This is a genomic window from Amycolatopsis sp. NBRC 101858 (genome assembly GCF_030269325.1).
In the GTDB taxonomy this organism is placed as follows: domain Bacteria; phylum Actinomycetota; class Actinomycetes; order Mycobacteriales; family Pseudonocardiaceae; genus Amycolatopsis; species Amycolatopsis ponsaeliensis.
The window spans coordinates 272,917-287,574 of record NZ_BSTD01000003.1 but is presented as its reverse complement, the minus strand read 5'-3'; the positions used below and the strand labels follow the sequence as shown (position 1 = coordinate 287,574).

The following is a 14,658-nucleotide window of genomic DNA, read 5'->3' as shown; positions in this document are numbered from 1 at the left end:
GTGGTTGCGGTGTCCGCGGTCCTCGAACCCAAGCTGACCGGAAAGACCCCGTGGTTCGCGGGTGACGTTCCCCCGGACGAGGTGCCGGAGAAGTACCGGCTCGCCCGGGCCTTCGTCCCGAAGGCCCGGTACCTCGATCCGGACTTCCTCAGGCTCGAGCTCGAGAAGATGTTCTCGCGCACCTGGCAGATAGCCTGCCGCGAAGAGGAACTGCCCGGTGTCGGCAGCTACGTCGAGTACGAGATCGGCGCGCACTCGATCATCGTCGTGCGGGAGTCCCGCACGGCCATCAGTGCCTACTTCAACTCCTGCCGCCACCGCGGCACCCGGCTGGCGAAGGGGCGCGGCCGCGTCGGGTCCCTGATCTGCCCGTTCCACGGCTGGCGATGGAACCTCGACGGCTCCATCCGGCTCGTGCTGGACCGGGAGGAGTTCGTCCCGCGGTCGGACGAGGACCTGGGCCTGGTGCGGGTCCGCGCGGAAGTGTGGGGCGGGTTCGTGTTCGTGAACATGGACCCCGGCGCCGCGCCGCTGCTGGACTACCTCGACCCCATCGCACGCATCTTCGAGCCGTTCCACTACGAGAACATGCGGATCAAGTGGCAGAAGGGCGTGATCCTGCCCTGCAACTGGAAGACCGCGCTGGACGGGTTCCTCGAGGCCTACCACGTGGCCGGCACCCATCCGCAGCTCTACCGGCTGGACAAGACCAACACCAACATCGCGTCGATGAAGGAGCTGGAGAATCGCACCTGGTCGCCGACGACGACCTACGAGCGGCACGCGCACTACTCCAGCGTCGGCCAGAAGAAGATCGACACGAACGCGGGCAACAAGGTCAAGGACCCGGGCAAGCAGCAGTCGTACGGGGTGACCGACCCGCGTGAGGCGTTCGCGCTCAGCGTCCAGTACATCTTCGAGGACATGAAGGGCCTGGAGAACGACCGGAGCCACCGGGCAGCCGAGGCGCTCAAGACCGCGGAGATCCCCGAGGGGGCCACGGCCGGCCAGGTGTTCATGGGCCTGTACCGGGAGATCGTCGAGACCGAGGGCTACGCGTGGAACGACATCACCCCGGAGCAGTGGGCGGAGGCGGGGACGGCGTGGAACGTCTTCCCGAACACCATCCTGCTGCCGAACCAGGGCTCGTCGTTCATGTACCGCTCCCGGCCCAACGGCCTGGACCCGGACAGCTGCCTGTTCGAGATCTTCGCCCTGGACGCCGTTCCGGTCGAGGACTACGGCAAGAAGCGGGACCACGAGCCGCAGATCTTCGAGGACTTCCGGGAGGCGGGCCTCGGTGAGGTCTTCACCCAGGACCTGATGAACTCCAAGGAAGTGACCGTCGGGATGCATTCGCCGAGCTTCGACGGCCACCGGCTCAGCGAGGACCAGGAGATGACGGTCTACAACCACCACCGGGTGGCGGACCGGTTCATCTGGACCTGAGCCGGGCGCGAAAACGACCGGGCCCCGGCCGGGAGGGTGATGCCCTCCCGGCCGGGGCCTTCGTTATGCCGAGGTTAAGGGTATTCATCAGGATCGAAAACGTCGTCAGAAGCCCTCCTGAAGGTAAAAGAGTGGCCTCATCCCTTGACACCTGTAGGTGGCGATGTGACGCTGGCGACACGCGGGGAACGGTCCGGCCGCTCCCCGGTGCACAGCCCGGACGAGGACGACTCATCCGGGCCGGTCCGCCGACCACCACCGGCCCGCCGTGGCGCCACTCGCGTCACCACGTCCCGCCGGCCGGCGCCATGACCGGTCCGGGTGGGTGCGCCCTCGGGCGATGAAGCCCGGAGGGAAAGGTGGCAGCCATGTCTTCGCGCGTCACGAATTCGTGGAGCGGACTTCGCGAAGCGGCCGAGTCCGCGGGTGACAACGACCAGCACGAGCCGCGATCCAAACGGGACAGTGCCGCGGAGCGCACGGTGATGGGGCGGATCGCCAGCATCATGGAAGCCTTCGACGGCGGCCCGCGCGTACTCACCCTCGGCGCGCTGAGCGAGCGCACCGGGCTCCCCAAATCCACTTTGCACCGGCTGGCGGACCAGCTTCGCGGGGTCGGCTGGGTCGAGCGGGAGTCCGGCGGGTACCGGATCGGGATGCGGCTGTTCGAGCTGGGCAGCCTCGCCTTGGGCGGCAACCGGCTTCCCGACGCGGCGCTGCCGCACCTGCAGGTCCTGGCCGCCCGCACCGGGTTGTCCGCGCAGCTCGCGGTGCTGGATCACACCGATGTCGTGTACCTCGAACGGATCGTCACGGGACCGGTGCCGCTGCCCACCCGTCGAGGCGGCCGCAAACCCGCCTACTGCACCGCGCTGGGCAAGGCGATGGTCGCATTCGACGACGACGCCACCCAGGAGGTGATCTCCGCGCGGATGCCCCGGAAGACCCGGCACACGATCACCGAGCCGGACCTGCTGTGGACGGAGCTGGGCAAGGTCCGGGAGACCGGCGTGGCGCTCGACCGCGGGGAGGCGTACGCGGACCTGGTGTGCGTCGCGGCGCCGATCCGAAGCTCGGGACGGGCGATCGGGGCCGTGTCGGTCACCGGGCCCGCCGGGCGGATGCGCTGGAGCGCGGCCACCGACGCCGTCCGCAGTGCCGCGGCGGCGATCTGGAACGCGAACTTCAGCGTCGGCGCCGGCGGCCAGGCCTGACCGGCGGGGAACTCAGCGGTGGATCCAGCACTCGTCGTGCCACCAGGTCAGCAGGTTCGCCATCGGCTCCGGCCAGCACTCGGTGTAGGTGACTCCCTCGGGACCCGCCGTCATCTGGTAGGCCGTGCCCGCGCGGCTGACCCAGAACCCGCCGGCGCCGATCGTCCGGCTGAGCTCCTCGCCGTCCTCCTCCCAGCGCACCGTGAACTCGCCGGCGAACACGATGATGAGCTCGTCGAGGTTGTGGTGGTGCCTGGGGACCGCGAAGTTCGGCGTGCAGCGCAGCCCGTTGATGTTGAACGAGCGGTCGACGTTCGAGGAGACCTTCATGTTGGTGCCGAAGGTCTTCGCGAAGTCGACGGGGGCGTCGGCCAGCAACCCGCCGCCGGCCCACAGGTATCGAGGCGTGAGGTCGAGGGGCATGTCCTGCCAGCCCTCGTCGCCGATCAGACTGTATTCGTCGAATGCCACGGCGGGATTGTCCCGCCGCGGCGCCGTAGGTGTCAGCGGACGGTCCCGGTGGACGGAACGCCGTTTTTCTGTCCCACCGAACGGAATCATGCCCTGACGAGGGTTCTGCGTCCGCGTAGCGTCGCCGCGTGACCATCATCTTCGGCGATCTCGTCGCGGACTCGGACTGGGTTCCGATGCCGCTCGAAGGTCAGCAAGACCATCCCCGGTACTTCTGGAACGACGGCGGCATGCTCGCGGACGCGCCCGTCGACTTCGCGCGCACGTTCGGCGAATCGATGCTCGTGACCACGAAACCGATCGAGGTCGGGCGCTTCAACCGCAACCCGCTGCGGGTCGTCCCGGACTTCACGGTGCCCCGGCACCACCACAACATCGACGAGATGCTGTTCGTCCTCGACGGCGAGTACTTCATCGAGCACTACGACAACGACGAACCCGAGACCGTGCACGTCGGCCCGGGGGACGTGTTCGTCAGCCGGGCGGGCACGCCGTACACGATGACCGCGGGCTCGAAGGGGGTCACCTACATCGAAACGTGGCCGGTCCCGTTCACCCAAATGGAAACCCACTGGCACGACTTCGGATGGGTGCGACGCTGACATGACCGAACTCACGCACGACGGCACCGCGAAAACCGTCGAGACCCCGCGCGGGACTCTGCACTACCACGAGGCCGGGGAGGGCCCGCCCCTCCTGCTGCTGCACGGTTCCGGCCCCGGCGTCTCCGCCTGGGCGAACTACAGCGGCAACCTGCCGGTCTTCGCCGAGCACTTCCGCGTGCTGGCGCTGGACTTCCCCGGCTTCGGGAAGAGCTATTCGCCCGACGCCAACCCGATGCCGGCCGCGCTGCCCGCGGTCGTCGACTTCCTCGACGCGCTGGGGCTCGAATCGGTGCCGGTGCTGGGAAATTCGATGGGCGGCAACATCGCCGCCCGGATGGCGGGCACCCAGCCCGAGCGCGTCAGCCGCCTGGTCACCATCGGCGGTATCGGCCTGCCGATCTTCAGCCCGTCGCCGTCGGAAGGCATGACGCTGCTCGTGCAGTTCGTCGAGGACCCGACTCGCGAGAAGCTGATGGCCTGGATGAGGTCCATGGTCTACGACACCGCGATCCTGACGGAGGAGTTCGTCGAGATGCGCTGGCAGGCGGCTTCGGACCCGGGTGCGCTGGCCGACGTCAAGAAGCTGTTCAACTTCGGTTCGCTCGCCGCGATGCGCAACCGCAGCGCCGGTGCCGCGGACGCCGTGGGCCTGCTCACGAAGATCCAGGCGCCGACCTTGATCACCTTCGGCCGGGACGACCGGGTCACGCCGCTGGACAGCGCGCTGGTGCCGATGCGGCTCATTCCCCGGGTCGAACTGCACGTGTTCCACGACTGCGGGCACTGGGCCATGATCGAGCGCAAGGACGAGTTCGAGAGCACGGTGCTCGCCTACCTGCTCCGGGACGTGAAAGCACCCGAAATCCTGTGACGCGGCACCAAGACCGAGGGGCGGGAGAACGCGGGTGACGAGTACCGAAGACAAGGCGGCGGAAGCCTTCGGTGTGCTCACCGACGCCGCGATCGAGCGTTCGCGCCGCCGCCTCGGCATTCCCTTGCGGCTGCCCAATCCGCCGCACAACTACGAGGTGACCCAGGACGGCACCCGGCACTTCGCGTTCGGGTACGGGGACGACAACCCGCTGTACTGCGACCCGGGCTACGCCGCGGGCACCCGGTGGGGTGGCCTCATCGCCCCGCCCACCTTCCTCTACACCATGGGGGAGGACGCCGCGCCGGAGCCGGACGCGGAAACGAAGGCCCTGCTGAAGGGGGACCCGTTCGCCGGGCTGGGCTCGTACCAGGCGGTGATGGAGTTCGAGTGGTGGCGCCCGCTGCACCTGGGCGAGCGCTGCCGGCAGCTGCGCACGCAGGTGGGCGTGCAGCCCAAGAGGTCCCGGTTCGGCGGGCGCACGGTGCACGTCATGCACGACTTCCTCTACATCAACGGTTCGGGTGAGCTGCAGGCGCTGCGCCGCGGCACGTGGATCAACGCCGAGCGGGATGCCTCGAAGAAGCGGGCCAAGGAAAAGCTGGTCCAGGAACCCTACTCGGACGACGTGCTCGCCGAGGTCGACGCGGCCTACGCCGCCGAGACGCGACGCGGTTCCGAGCCGCGCTACTTCGAGGACGTGCGGATCGGCGACGAACTGCAGCAGCGCGCCAAAGGACCGCTGACGACCACGGACGTGGTCGTCTGGCACCTGGGGTGGGGCATGCAGCTCACCCCGCCCGGGGCCTTCCGGCTGCTGGCGAACGTGCGGCGCAAGGCTCCCGGCCTGTTCCCGCGCAACCCGCTGAACGTCCCGGACACCGTGCAGCGCCTGCACTGGGACCCGGTGCGGGCCGAGGAACTCGGCCTGCCGAACTCCTACGACTACGGCGGCATGCGCGAGACCTGGCTGGCCCACCTCGTCACCGACTGGATGGGCGACGACGCGTGGCTGTGGAAGCTGCGCTGCGAGCACCGCAAGTTCAACTACCTCGGCGACCTGACCTGGGTCCGGGGCGAGGTCGTGGACAAGGTCCAGGTGGACGGGCGCAACGAGGTGCACCTGGCTGTGCGCTGCGAGAACCAGCGCGGCGAGGTGAGCACCCCCGGTACGGCCGTGGTGCTGCTGCCCACGCGGGATCACCAGGTCGTGCTGCCGGAGCCGCCCGCGGCGGACCTCGACGGCATGGTCGAGTACGAGCTCGAGCGCTTCGGCGTCGGCTGACGGGGGAGAGAGCATGCGGCTGGATGTGCCGGTGGAGCTCGAAGCGTTCCGCAAGCTGGTGCGGGCCTTCGTCGAAGAGAACGCCCCGGGGATCAAGACCAAGGCCGGCGTGCGCGCACCGGAGGAGGAGCAGCTGCCGGCGATCCGGGCGTGGACCGCCGCGCTGTACGAAGCCGGGTATCTCGGGATCGACTGGCCGCAGCGGTACGGCGGGCGGCCGGACGCGCACCCGCTGGAGCCGTTCATCGTCGTCGAAGAGATCACCCGGGCCCGCACGTGGCTGCCCATCGGTGCCGCCACGCTGGCCGCCGCGGCGATCATCGAGCACGGCACGGACGAGCAGCGCGACCGGTTCCTGCCGCGCATCCGCGCCGGGCGGGACATCTGGTGCCAGCTGTTCAGCGAACCGGGCGCGGGGAGCGACCTGGCCGCGCTGAGCACCCGCGCCCGGCTCGACGGCGACCACTGGGTCGTCGACGGGCAGAAGGTGTGGACCACCAACGGCCACCACGCGGACATGGGCTACCTGCTCGCCCGGACCGACCCGTCGGCGTCCAAGCACCGGGGGATCACGGCCTTCGCGGTTGCCATGGACACCCCGGGGATCAGCGTGCGGCCGTTGCGCGAGATCACCGGCACCACGGACTTCAACGAGGTCTTCCTCGACGGTGTCCGCATCCCGGCGGCCAACGTGCTCGGTGCTGTCGACGGCGGCTGGCGGGTGGCGATGAGCAGTCTCGCGCACGAGCGGTCGGGCGTGGCCGCCCGCGGCATCGAGCTGGTCGCGGTGCTGACGGACCTGCTCCAGCTGGCCCGGGACCGGACCGTCGGCGGCCGGCCGGCCCTGGAGGACTCGGCGACCCGGCAGGCCGTCGGCGCCCTCGCCACGCGGGTGCACGTCAACACCGCGCTGGTCTCCATGGCGAAGTCACGCATGGCCGCGGGGACCGACGCCCCGGTGGACGCCCTGCTGGGCAAGATCTTCTTCTCCGAGACCCACCACGATCTCGCCCAGTACGGGGTCACCATGCAGGGTGCGGACGGCATCCTCGTCGAGGGTGATCCGGCAGTGCCCGCGGGTGGCTGGTGGCAGGACGCGTTCCTGTACTCGCGCGCTTACACGATCGCGGGCGGAGCGAACGAGGTGCTGCGCAACCAGGTGGCCGAGCGCGGGCTCGGGTTGCCACGCGACCCGCGCTGAGGGTGCGAAGCGTGCATTGAGGGTGCGGAATTCGCCGCGCGGAGGCGACTCGCGCCGAGTCCGCGCGGCGGTCGCCGAGGCCACGGGTCGTGGGTGAGGCTGCGGCGGTTTCGTACTGTGATTCGTGGGTGAGACCGTGCGGTGGTCATCGGGCTGCGGGTCGTGGGTGCTGCCGCGGCTCGCGGGTGAGGCCGCGCGGCGGTCACCGGCCATGCGGTCGATGCCCGCGTGCCGGGCCGCTACGCGACTCGCGCAGCTACTGCCACCAAGCGGTCAGGGCCTGCAGGTGCCGGCGCATCCGGTGCTGGGCCAGTGCGGCGTCGCCGGCGAGGACCGCGTCGAGGATCGCCTGGTGCACCCTGCGGACTTCGTCGCCGGTCGCCGCGTCCGCGGGCCGCTCCGCGCGGCTGTGCCGGGTCCAGAGTTCGGTGATGATCTGCAGGAACAGGGCGAGTACCGGGTTGCCGGCGAGCTCGGCCAGCTTCGCGTGGAAGACGTCACCGGATTCGCCTCCGTCGGCGGCCCGGTCTATCGCCGCGCCGAGCAGGCCGGCGGCCGCCGGCACCAGGTCGGGTGCCTTGGCCAGGTTGCCGAGGCAGCCCAGCTCGATCGCTTCGCGCACGAGCCGCAGGTCCTGCCCGGTCAGGCTCTGGTGGTCCAGGTAGAGCGCCATCGTGCGGATGCTCGCGGTCGGGTCCGGGGCCTCCACGAGCAGCCCGCCACCGGGCCCGCGGCGCATGCGGGCCACGCTGTGGTGCTCCAGCAGCCGGACCGCCTCGCGCAGGGCGGCCCGCGACACCCCGTACCGCTCGACGAGATCGGTCTCCGAGCCGAACACCGAGCCGACCTTCCACCCGTCGTCGGCGATGTCGAGCTGGATCCGTTCGGCGATCACCTCGGCCAGCTTCTGCCCGTGGGCCTCGGCCGGCGCCGGTGGGCGGCCGCTGCGGCGGCCCGGCGGCGTGCGGACGCGGTGGGTCAGCAGCCACTCCTCGACAGAACCGAGGTGCTCGATGAGCCGGGTCTCGGCGGCCGACGCGTCTCCCGCGATGACCGCTTCGATGATCCCGCGGTGCCAGCTGTGCGCGTCCGTGGTGGCGGCGAGCACGGAGTCCGGGGAGGTCCGCCGCGAGGTGCGTGCATAGCGGTAGGTCAGCCTGATGAGCACGTCGGTGAACAGCCCCAGCACGGGATTGCCCGAGAGCTTGCCGAGCAGGGTGTGCAGGGCGTCGTCCCGGACCGGGCCGGCGCCCAGGCCGGCCTCTTCGTCCGTGAGACCGGCCCGGAGCGCGTCGATGCCCTCCTCCGTGACCGCCTCGGCGGCCAGCCGGGCCGCGAGCGGTTCCAGCAGCAGCCGCGCGGCCAGCAGGTCCTCCACGCTGGTGCCGAGGTACTCCAGGTAGATGACCAGGGCGCGGGTGGCGGGCCCGGCGTCGGGTGCGACGACCACGAGCCCGCCGTTGGGTCCGCGCCGCATCCGGCCCACCTGGTGGTGCTCCACCAGCCGGACCGCCTCGCGCAGCACGGCGCGGGACACCCCGAACCGTTCGCGGAGCTCGGTTTCCGAGCCGAGGACCTCACCGACCGGCCAGCCGCGATCGATGATCTCGTCCTCCAGCGACCGGGCGATCCGCGCCGCCCGCTTCTCCTCGGGACTGTCCGCCTTCGCTGCCGCGACCGGGCCCGCGGTCACTCCGGGTCCACGACGTGGTCGGGAGAGGACATGTCGCCCAACTCGAACCTCCTGCTTGGCCGGTTCGAAAGAGCGTACTGTATTTACGCGGTGCCCGTGCGGACGGTGCCTTTCCGATCAGAGGCCGGCCGAGGGCGTGGTCGTGAGGAAGGAGCCGCCGGGACCGGTGTCGAGGGTGTGCCCGTACCAGGTTCCGCCCCACTCCTGGCGAGGTGACCACTCGAGGGGCTGCCAGTCGGGATCGAAGATCAGGTGGCCGCCGGAGTAGAGCTCGATCCGGTGTCCGGAACCGGGGTCGTGCACGTAGAGGTACATGGCCTGGCCGATGCCGTGCTTGCCCGGTCCGGCGCCCCATTCGATGTCGAGGTCGCGCATCTGGTCGGCGGCGGTGAGCAAGTCGTGGAAGTTCTCGACGTTCAGAGCGACGTGGTGGAACTGCCCAGGCCGGTCCTCGGCACCCCGGCCCATCGCGACGTCGTGCACCTGCGGGGTGACCGACAGCCAGGAGGCGATCAGCAGGTCCGGGGTCTTCAGCACTTCGCGCCGCTTGAACCCGAGCGCCTCGCGCAGCCAGAGCTCGGCCTGCTCGACGGTGCTTTCGCCGGTCTGCAGGTTGATGTGGTCGAGCCGGCGTACACCGAGGCCGCGCCGACGCGAGCTGTTGCTCAGGATCTTCGACCGGATCTCCTCCGGCGCAAGTGGTTTGGTGATGTCGTAGTACAGCTCGAACGGGTGCTCGCTACCGGGCACCAGGAACCGGACCGCCTCGCCGCGCCCGGCGACCTGGCCCTTGCCGATCTCCAGCGTTTTGATGCCCTGTTCGCCGAACCGCTGCGCGAAGAGCTCGACGTCCTGCGGGCGCTGGACCCGGAAGCTGTAACCGAGCACCGTCGCTTCGGGCTGCTGGGAGAGGATCAGCGAGTGGTGCGTGAGTTCTTGGTAGCCGCGAAGGTACGCGGTACCGTCGAGCTCCTCGACGACCTCCATACCCAGCAGGTCGCGGAAGAACCACAGTGACTTCTGCAGATCCGGAGTGCCCAGGTGCACACTGCCGGCATGGGCTATCCGGGGTCCCTGGTCGTACTCGGGCTGGCTCAACGGAGGCTCCTTGGAGGCGTCGTGGGTCGGGAACCGGTACCGGACCGCCGTTCAGGGATCCACAGTGGAGGGAACCGGCGAGGACCCTCCACTGAGGACGAACGGGTTTGCGGTCACGCTGTGATGGTCTCGGGTTCCGGGCGCAGGCGCTCGACCATCTTCCGCTGACCGGAACAACCCGTCCGGTGGCCACCCGGCGCGGCCTGGCGCGAGATTTCGGCGGCGGTCCACATCACCCGGTACCGGAGGTCGTCGACCACCACCCGGGCACGGGGGCCACAGAGAGACACCGCGGCGATCACGCTCCCCCCTTCGAGGATCGGGGCGGCCACGCAGGCGACGCCGCGAGCCGACTCCTCCCGATCGACCGCGTAGCCGGACTCGCGGACCCGCTGGAGCGCGGTCTCGAGCGCGGCGGGGGAGGAGATGCTGGCCACCGTCCGCTGCCGCAGGTTCTGACTGAGGTAATCGTCCACAACGGTCTGCGGCGAGAAGGCCAGCAGCGCCTTGCCGACGCCCGTGCAGTGCGCGGGCAGCCGCCCGCCGACCCGGGTGGGCGGCACGCTCGTGAACGCGCCACCGACTTTTTCCAGGTACAGCGCGTCTTGACCTTCGAGGAGGGCCAGGTGGGCGACGAGGCCGGTGCGCACCGCCAGCTCCTGAAGCTGCCGCCGGGCGACCTCGAGCAGCCGGCTGCGCCCGACGACCAGGCTGCCGATCTCGAACATCCGGAGGCCCAGGGTGTAGGTGTTGTCCATCCGGTACAGCAGTCGTGCGTCGACCAGCTGCTGCAGGATCCGGTGTGCGGACGACCGGGGGAGACCGCTGCGGGAGCTGACCTGGCCGAGCGTCAGCTTTCCTCCGGAGCGCTCGAAGACACCGAGAATCAGGACGACCCTGTCGACCATGCCCGCTGGAGACTCCGTCACGTGCGACCTCCTCGTGCGCTCGTCCGGCACCGGACACCGCTGTGTGTCCCTGCTGAGGTCAGGCTACCGCGCTGCGCGTTAATTTTGTAGACCGATCGATACAACGAGAGTGCACCTGGTCGAGCACGTATCGCCGAGTCGGCGCCGGTCGGGCGAGGGCGACCACTTTCCGCCCAGTAGAACGAGACCCTTGTCTGTACCGATCGGTTGACTTAGCTTTGTCGGCACCCAGCGCCCGGGGCTTGCGGGCGAGTTCCAGACGAGCACGGGTCACCCGGACGAACCCGGGCCGACCGGGCTCCGAATCACCTGCCCTCCCAAGGAAGTGAGTCGCATGGTGCTCACCGCGGTGAGACGCGTCGGTCGCAACGTCGTCGTCGTCCTTCTGGTCACTCTGGGCTCCGTCGCCCTGCTGAGCCTGGCTCCGGGCTCGACCGCGGCCGTCATCCTCGGCGAGAACGCGACGCCCGAGGCGGTCGCCGCCCTCAACCACAAACTCGGCGTGGACCGGCCGTTGTGGGAGCAGTACCTGTCGTGGCTCGGTCACGCCCTCACCGGCGACCTCGGCACCTCGCCGGTCACCAACCAGCCGGTGACGGACGCGGTGCTGGCCCGGCTCCCGGTCACCCTCGAGCTGGCCGTGCTCTCCCTGCTGATCTCGGTCGTGGTGGCGGTGGTTCTGGCCGTCGTTTCCGCAACCTGGCAGGACACCGTGGTCGATCGGGCTGTCACGGCCCTGTCGTCGGTGCTTCTTTCCGTGCCGGCCTTCATCGCCGGCCCGTTGCTCGTCTACTTCCTTGCTCTGCAGCTGCACTGGTTCCCGGTCAGCGGCTGGTCGCGGATCGAGGCGGACGGGCTGGGCGCGAACCTTTCCAGCGCGATCATGCCCTCGCTCGCCATCGCGCTGATCGAGATTGCGGCATTCCACCGGATCCTGCGGTCGGACCTGATCTCCACGCTCGGCGAAGACTTCGTGGGTGCGGCCAGAGCCAAGGGCATGAGCCGGATGTACGTGATGTTCCGGCACGCGCTGCGCCCGTCGTCGTTCTCCCTGATCACCCTCGCCGGGATCAACCTCGGCCGGTTGATCGGCGGGACGGTCGTGGTGGAGACGCTGTTCTCGTTGCCCGGGCTCGGCCAGTTCATCGTCACCTCGATCACCGCCAGGGACGTGGTGACCGTGCAGGGGATCGTGGTGTTCATCGTGGTCGTCTACGTGGTGATCAACATGCTCGTGGACCTCAGCTACAACTGGCTCGACCCGCGCGTGCGGAAGGTGGCTGCGGCATGACGACGGTCGATCCCGCCATGAACGGCTCGTCCGCCGGAGCACGGACGAGTGCCGATCCGGAAGTCCGGCCGGTCCGCAGACCGCGGTCGGTTCTGGTCGCCCTCTCCTACTTCTGGCTCGCGGTGGTGATCCTGTCCGCCGTACTGGCGCCGGTGCTGCCGCTCGGCCCGTTCGACATCGCGGTGGGACCGCCGCGCCAAGTACCCGGCGGCGGAAGCCTGGACCTGCTGCTGGGCACCGACCAGCTGGGGCGCTCGCTGTTGTCCCGGGTCGTGCACGGCGCCCAGGTCTCCCTGGTCGTCGGCACGGTGGCCGGCCTGCTCGGCACCGTCATCGGCGGGACGCTGGGCATGATCGGGGGGTACTTCGGCCGCAGGGTGGACGCGGTGATCCGGTTGCTCGCGGACGCGATGCTCGCGTTCCCGCCGCTGATCCTGCTGCTCGCCCTGTCGGCGGTGCTCACACCGAGCGTTTCCACGATCCTGATCGGGCTGACCTTGCTGGTCATCCCGACCTTCATCCGCCTTGCGCGGGCGAACACGCTGTTGTGGGCCTCGCGCGAATTCGTCACCGCCGCCAAGAACATGGGCGCCGGCGGCATCCGGATCCTGTTTCGCGAGATCCTGCCGAACCTGCTCCCGGCGCTGGCCGCCTACCTGCCCGTGGTGATGGCGGCGCTGATCGTCGCCGAGGGCTCACTCGGGTTCCTCGGGATGGGGATCCCGCCGCCCACACCCAGCTGGGGCGGCATGATCGCGGACGGCAAGGACGCGATCGGGGACTACCCGCACCTGGTCTTCGTGCCCGCCACCGTCATCTTCCTGACGGTCTTCTCCCTCAACCAGGCCGGCGACCACCTCCGTCGCCGCTTCGACCGCAGCCTGCGGTGAGCGCACCCACTCGGCTTCGCAGTACCCAGCACCGTCCACGCGACCGGCACCGGTCGCCTACGAGAGGTCAACGATGATCAGAACGAGACGTCTGCCGGTGGCAGTCGTGGCAACCGCGATGGCGATGGCGCTGGCGGCCTGTGGTGGCGGAGGCGCCACCAGCGGCAGCGGCGCCCAAGGGGCCACGGGGAACCCGGTGGAAGGCGGCAACGCCACCGTCCTGATGCTCAGCGAGCCCCGCACGCTCGATCCCGCCTTCGGCAGCAACAACGGGCCGGGCGGCGCCGTGGTCGGCAACGCCCTGTTCGGCACCCTGCTGCGGACCGACCCGGCGACGGGAGCGATCACGCCGTCGTTGGCGGCGTCGTTCAAGACGGCGGACGGTGGGAAGACGTTCGAGCTGGCGCTGCGTCCCGGCCTGCGGTTCAGCGACGGGTCCCCGTTCGAGGCGTCCGCGGTCAAGGCGCACTGGGACCGGCTCAAGGATCCCGCGACCGGTTCTCTCTACCAGGGTGACGCGGCCCAGGTCGCGAGCACCGAGGCGACGTCCGCGACCACCTTGCGGGTCACCATGACCGCGGCGGTGCCCAACTTCGGTTACTCGGTCGTCACCTCCAGCCTGAACTGGGTCCCCAAACCCGAGGCGATCGCCGCGGGCGGCGCGTCCTTCGACGCGAAACCGATCGGCGCGGGCCCCTACGTCCTGCAGGAGTGGCGGCGGCAGGACGCCCTCGTGCTCAAGCGCAACCCCAGCTATTGGGACGCGCCGCGGCCGCACCTGGACCAGCTGACGCTGCGGCCGGCGATCGACGGCAACCAGCGGTTGAACACGATGGTCAGCGGCGGCGCGGACGTCGCCGTGGAGTCCAGCTGGTCGAACCTGCAGAAGGCGGGCCAGTCCAACCTCGTCACGGCCGTCCAGCCCCTCAGCGGGGGCAACTACATCGCGCTGAACACCCGGCGCGCGCCGTTCAACGACCTCCGGGCGCGGCAGGCGCTGGCCGCCGCGATCGATCCGCAGGCACTCAACGTCTCCGTCTTCGGCGGTGCGGGCCAGCTGGTCGACACGCTGTTCGACGCCTCGTCGCCGTTCCACACCGGCACCCCGGTGGGCGCGCCGGACAAGGCCACGGCCCAGCGGCTCTTCAACGAGCTCGCGGCCGAGGGCAAGACCGTCTCGTTCACCTTCACCGCGACGTCGTCGTCGGAGAACCGGGCGCTCGCCGAGGCCATCCAGGCCCAGCTCAACGCGTTCCAGAACGTCAAGATGCAGGTCAAGGTCGTCGAATACGCCGAGCTCGCCAAGCTCCAGACGACCCACGACTTCGACGCGACGGTCTCCTCGGCGGCCTTCCTCGACCCGGAACCGCGGTTGTGGACCGCCTTCGCGGCGGACTCGCGGTCCAACATGAGCGGGATCAACGATCCCGAGCTGAACGCCGCCCTGGTCAAGGGGCGGACCTCGACCTCGGCCGACGAGCGCAAGGCCGCGTACGACCAGGTCCAGAAGCGCCTCGTGGAGGACCACCCGAACCTCTGGCTGACCCGCAACGTCAGCGCTGCCATCAGCAGCAAGCAGATCGGCGGCGTCGAGCAGTACGGCTTCGGCTCGTTGCTGCCGGACGCGCTCTGGAAGCAGCACTAGCAGTCATCCCCGGGAC

The 14,658-nt window shown here is 69.8% G+C and carries 13 protein-coding genes; 9 read left to right on the top strand and 4 right to left on the bottom strand.

Features of this window, described 5'->3' with window-relative positions; translation table 11 throughout:
* The first annotated feature begins 9 nt into the window (after positions 1 to 9).
* Both QSK39_RS24690 and QSK39_RS24685 read left to right on the top strand, forming a co-directional pair.
* A complete protein-coding gene (locus QSK39_RS24690) occupies positions 10 to 1,449 on the top strand; it encodes an aromatic ring-hydroxylating oxygenase subunit alpha (protein ID WP_285480203.1) in 1,440 nt (479 codons plus the stop codon).
* A gap of 368 nt (positions 1,450 to 1,817) precedes the next feature.
* Positions 1,818 to 2,663, top strand: coding sequence for an IclR family transcriptional regulator (locus QSK39_RS24685; protein ID WP_285480202.1), 846 nt, complete (start codon positions 1,818 to 1,820; stop codon positions 2,661 to 2,663).
* Between the two features lie 12 nt (positions 2,664 to 2,675).
* On the opposite strand, the gene QSK39_RS24680 is transcribed toward QSK39_RS24685, so the two are convergent.
* Complete coding sequence (locus QSK39_RS24680) at positions 2,676 to 3,134, bottom strand: cupin domain-containing protein (RefSeq protein WP_285480201.1); 459 nt, start codon at positions 3,132 to 3,134, stop codon at positions 2,676 to 2,678.
* Between the two features lie 128 nt (positions 3,135 to 3,262).
* Between QSK39_RS24680 and QSK39_RS24675 the strand changes: the two genes are divergently transcribed.
* Genes QSK39_RS24675 through QSK39_RS24660 form a run of 4 tightly spaced genes read left to right on the top strand, consistent with a single transcriptional unit; the run spans position 3,263 to position 7,096 of the window.
* Positions 3,263 to 3,736, top strand: coding sequence for a cupin domain-containing protein (locus QSK39_RS24675; RefSeq protein WP_285480200.1), 474 nt, complete (start codon positions 3,263 to 3,265; stop codon positions 3,734 to 3,736).
* Between the two features lies 1 nt (position 3,737).
* The gene (locus QSK39_RS24670; protein ID WP_285480199.1) at positions 3,738 to 4,610 is read left to right on the top strand and encodes an alpha/beta fold hydrolase; all 873 of its coding nucleotides are present in this window, start codon (positions 3,738 to 3,740) and stop codon (positions 4,608 to 4,610) included.
* Positions 4,611 to 4,644: 34 nt separating this feature from the next.
* A complete protein-coding gene (locus QSK39_RS24665) occupies positions 4,645 to 5,895 on the top strand; it encodes an FAS1-like dehydratase domain-containing protein (RefSeq protein ID WP_285480198.1) in 1,251 nt (416 codons plus the stop codon).
* Positions 5,896 to 5,908: 13 nt separating this feature from the next.
* Positions 5,909 to 7,096 (top strand): acyl-CoA dehydrogenase family protein, encoded by a 1,188-nt coding sequence (locus QSK39_RS24660; RefSeq protein WP_285480197.1) that lies wholly within the window; start codon positions 5,909 to 5,911, stop codon positions 7,094 to 7,096.
* A 256-nt stretch (positions 7,097 to 7,352) separates the two neighbouring features.
* Here QSK39_RS24660 and QSK39_RS24655 read toward each other — a convergent pair whose 3' ends face one another.
* From QSK39_RS24655 to QSK39_RS24645, 3 genes are all read right to left on the bottom strand, one after another.
* The gene (locus QSK39_RS24655; protein WP_285480196.1) at positions 7,353 to 8,789 is read right to left on the bottom strand and encodes a FadR/GntR family transcriptional regulator; all 1,437 of its coding nucleotides are present in this window, start codon (positions 8,787 to 8,789) and stop codon (positions 7,353 to 7,355) included.
* Between the two features lie 117 nt (positions 8,790 to 8,906).
* Positions 8,907 to 9,887 (bottom strand): VOC family protein, encoded by a 981-nt coding sequence (locus QSK39_RS24650; RefSeq protein WP_285480195.1) that lies wholly within the window; start codon positions 9,885 to 9,887, stop codon positions 8,907 to 8,909.
* A 113-nt stretch (positions 9,888 to 10,000) separates the two neighbouring features.
* Entirely contained in the window at positions 10,001 to 10,816 is an 816-nt protein-coding gene (locus QSK39_RS24645; RefSeq protein ID WP_285480194.1) for an IclR family transcriptional regulator, read from the bottom strand.
* A 349-nt stretch (positions 10,817 to 11,165) separates the two neighbouring features.
* Between QSK39_RS24645 and QSK39_RS24640 the strand changes: the two genes are divergently transcribed.
* From QSK39_RS24640 to QSK39_RS24630, 3 genes are all read left to right on the top strand, one after another.
* Positions 11,166 to 12,107: an ABC transporter permease gene (locus QSK39_RS24640; protein WP_285480193.1), complete on the top strand. Its 942-nt coding sequence runs from the start codon at positions 11,166 to 11,168 to the stop codon at positions 12,105 to 12,107.
* A complete protein-coding gene (locus tag QSK39_RS24635) occupies positions 12,104 to 12,997 on the top strand; it encodes an ABC transporter permease (RefSeq protein ID WP_285480192.1) in 894 nt (297 codons plus the stop codon). The genes QSK39_RS24640 and QSK39_RS24635 overlap by 4 nt, the downstream gene beginning before the upstream one ends.
* 97 nt (positions 12,998 to 13,094) lie before the next feature.
* Positions 13,095 to 14,642: an ABC transporter substrate-binding protein gene (locus tag QSK39_RS24630; protein ID WP_285480191.1), complete on the top strand. Its 1,548-nt coding sequence runs from the start codon at positions 13,095 to 13,097 to the stop codon at positions 14,640 to 14,642.
* Positions 14,643 to 14,658 lie beyond the last annotated feature (16 nt).

Bases quoted from the DNA above. Each gene is read 5' to 3' on its own strand.
- QSK39_RS24685 (WP_285480202.1), top strand. From the start codon at position 1,818: ATGTCTTCGCGCGTCACGAATTCGTGGAGCGGACTTCGCGAAGCGGCC.
- QSK39_RS24670 (WP_285480199.1), top strand. From the start codon at position 3,738: ATGACCGAACTCACGCACGACGGCACCGCGAAAACCGTCGAGACCCCG.
- QSK39_RS24660 (WP_285480197.1), top strand. From the start codon at position 5,909: ATGCGGCTGGATGTGCCGGTGGAGCTCGAAGCGTTCCGCAAGCTGGTG.
- QSK39_RS24635 (WP_285480192.1), top strand. From the start codon at position 12,104: ATGACGACGGTCGATCCCGCCATGAACGGCTCGTCCGCCGGAGCACGG.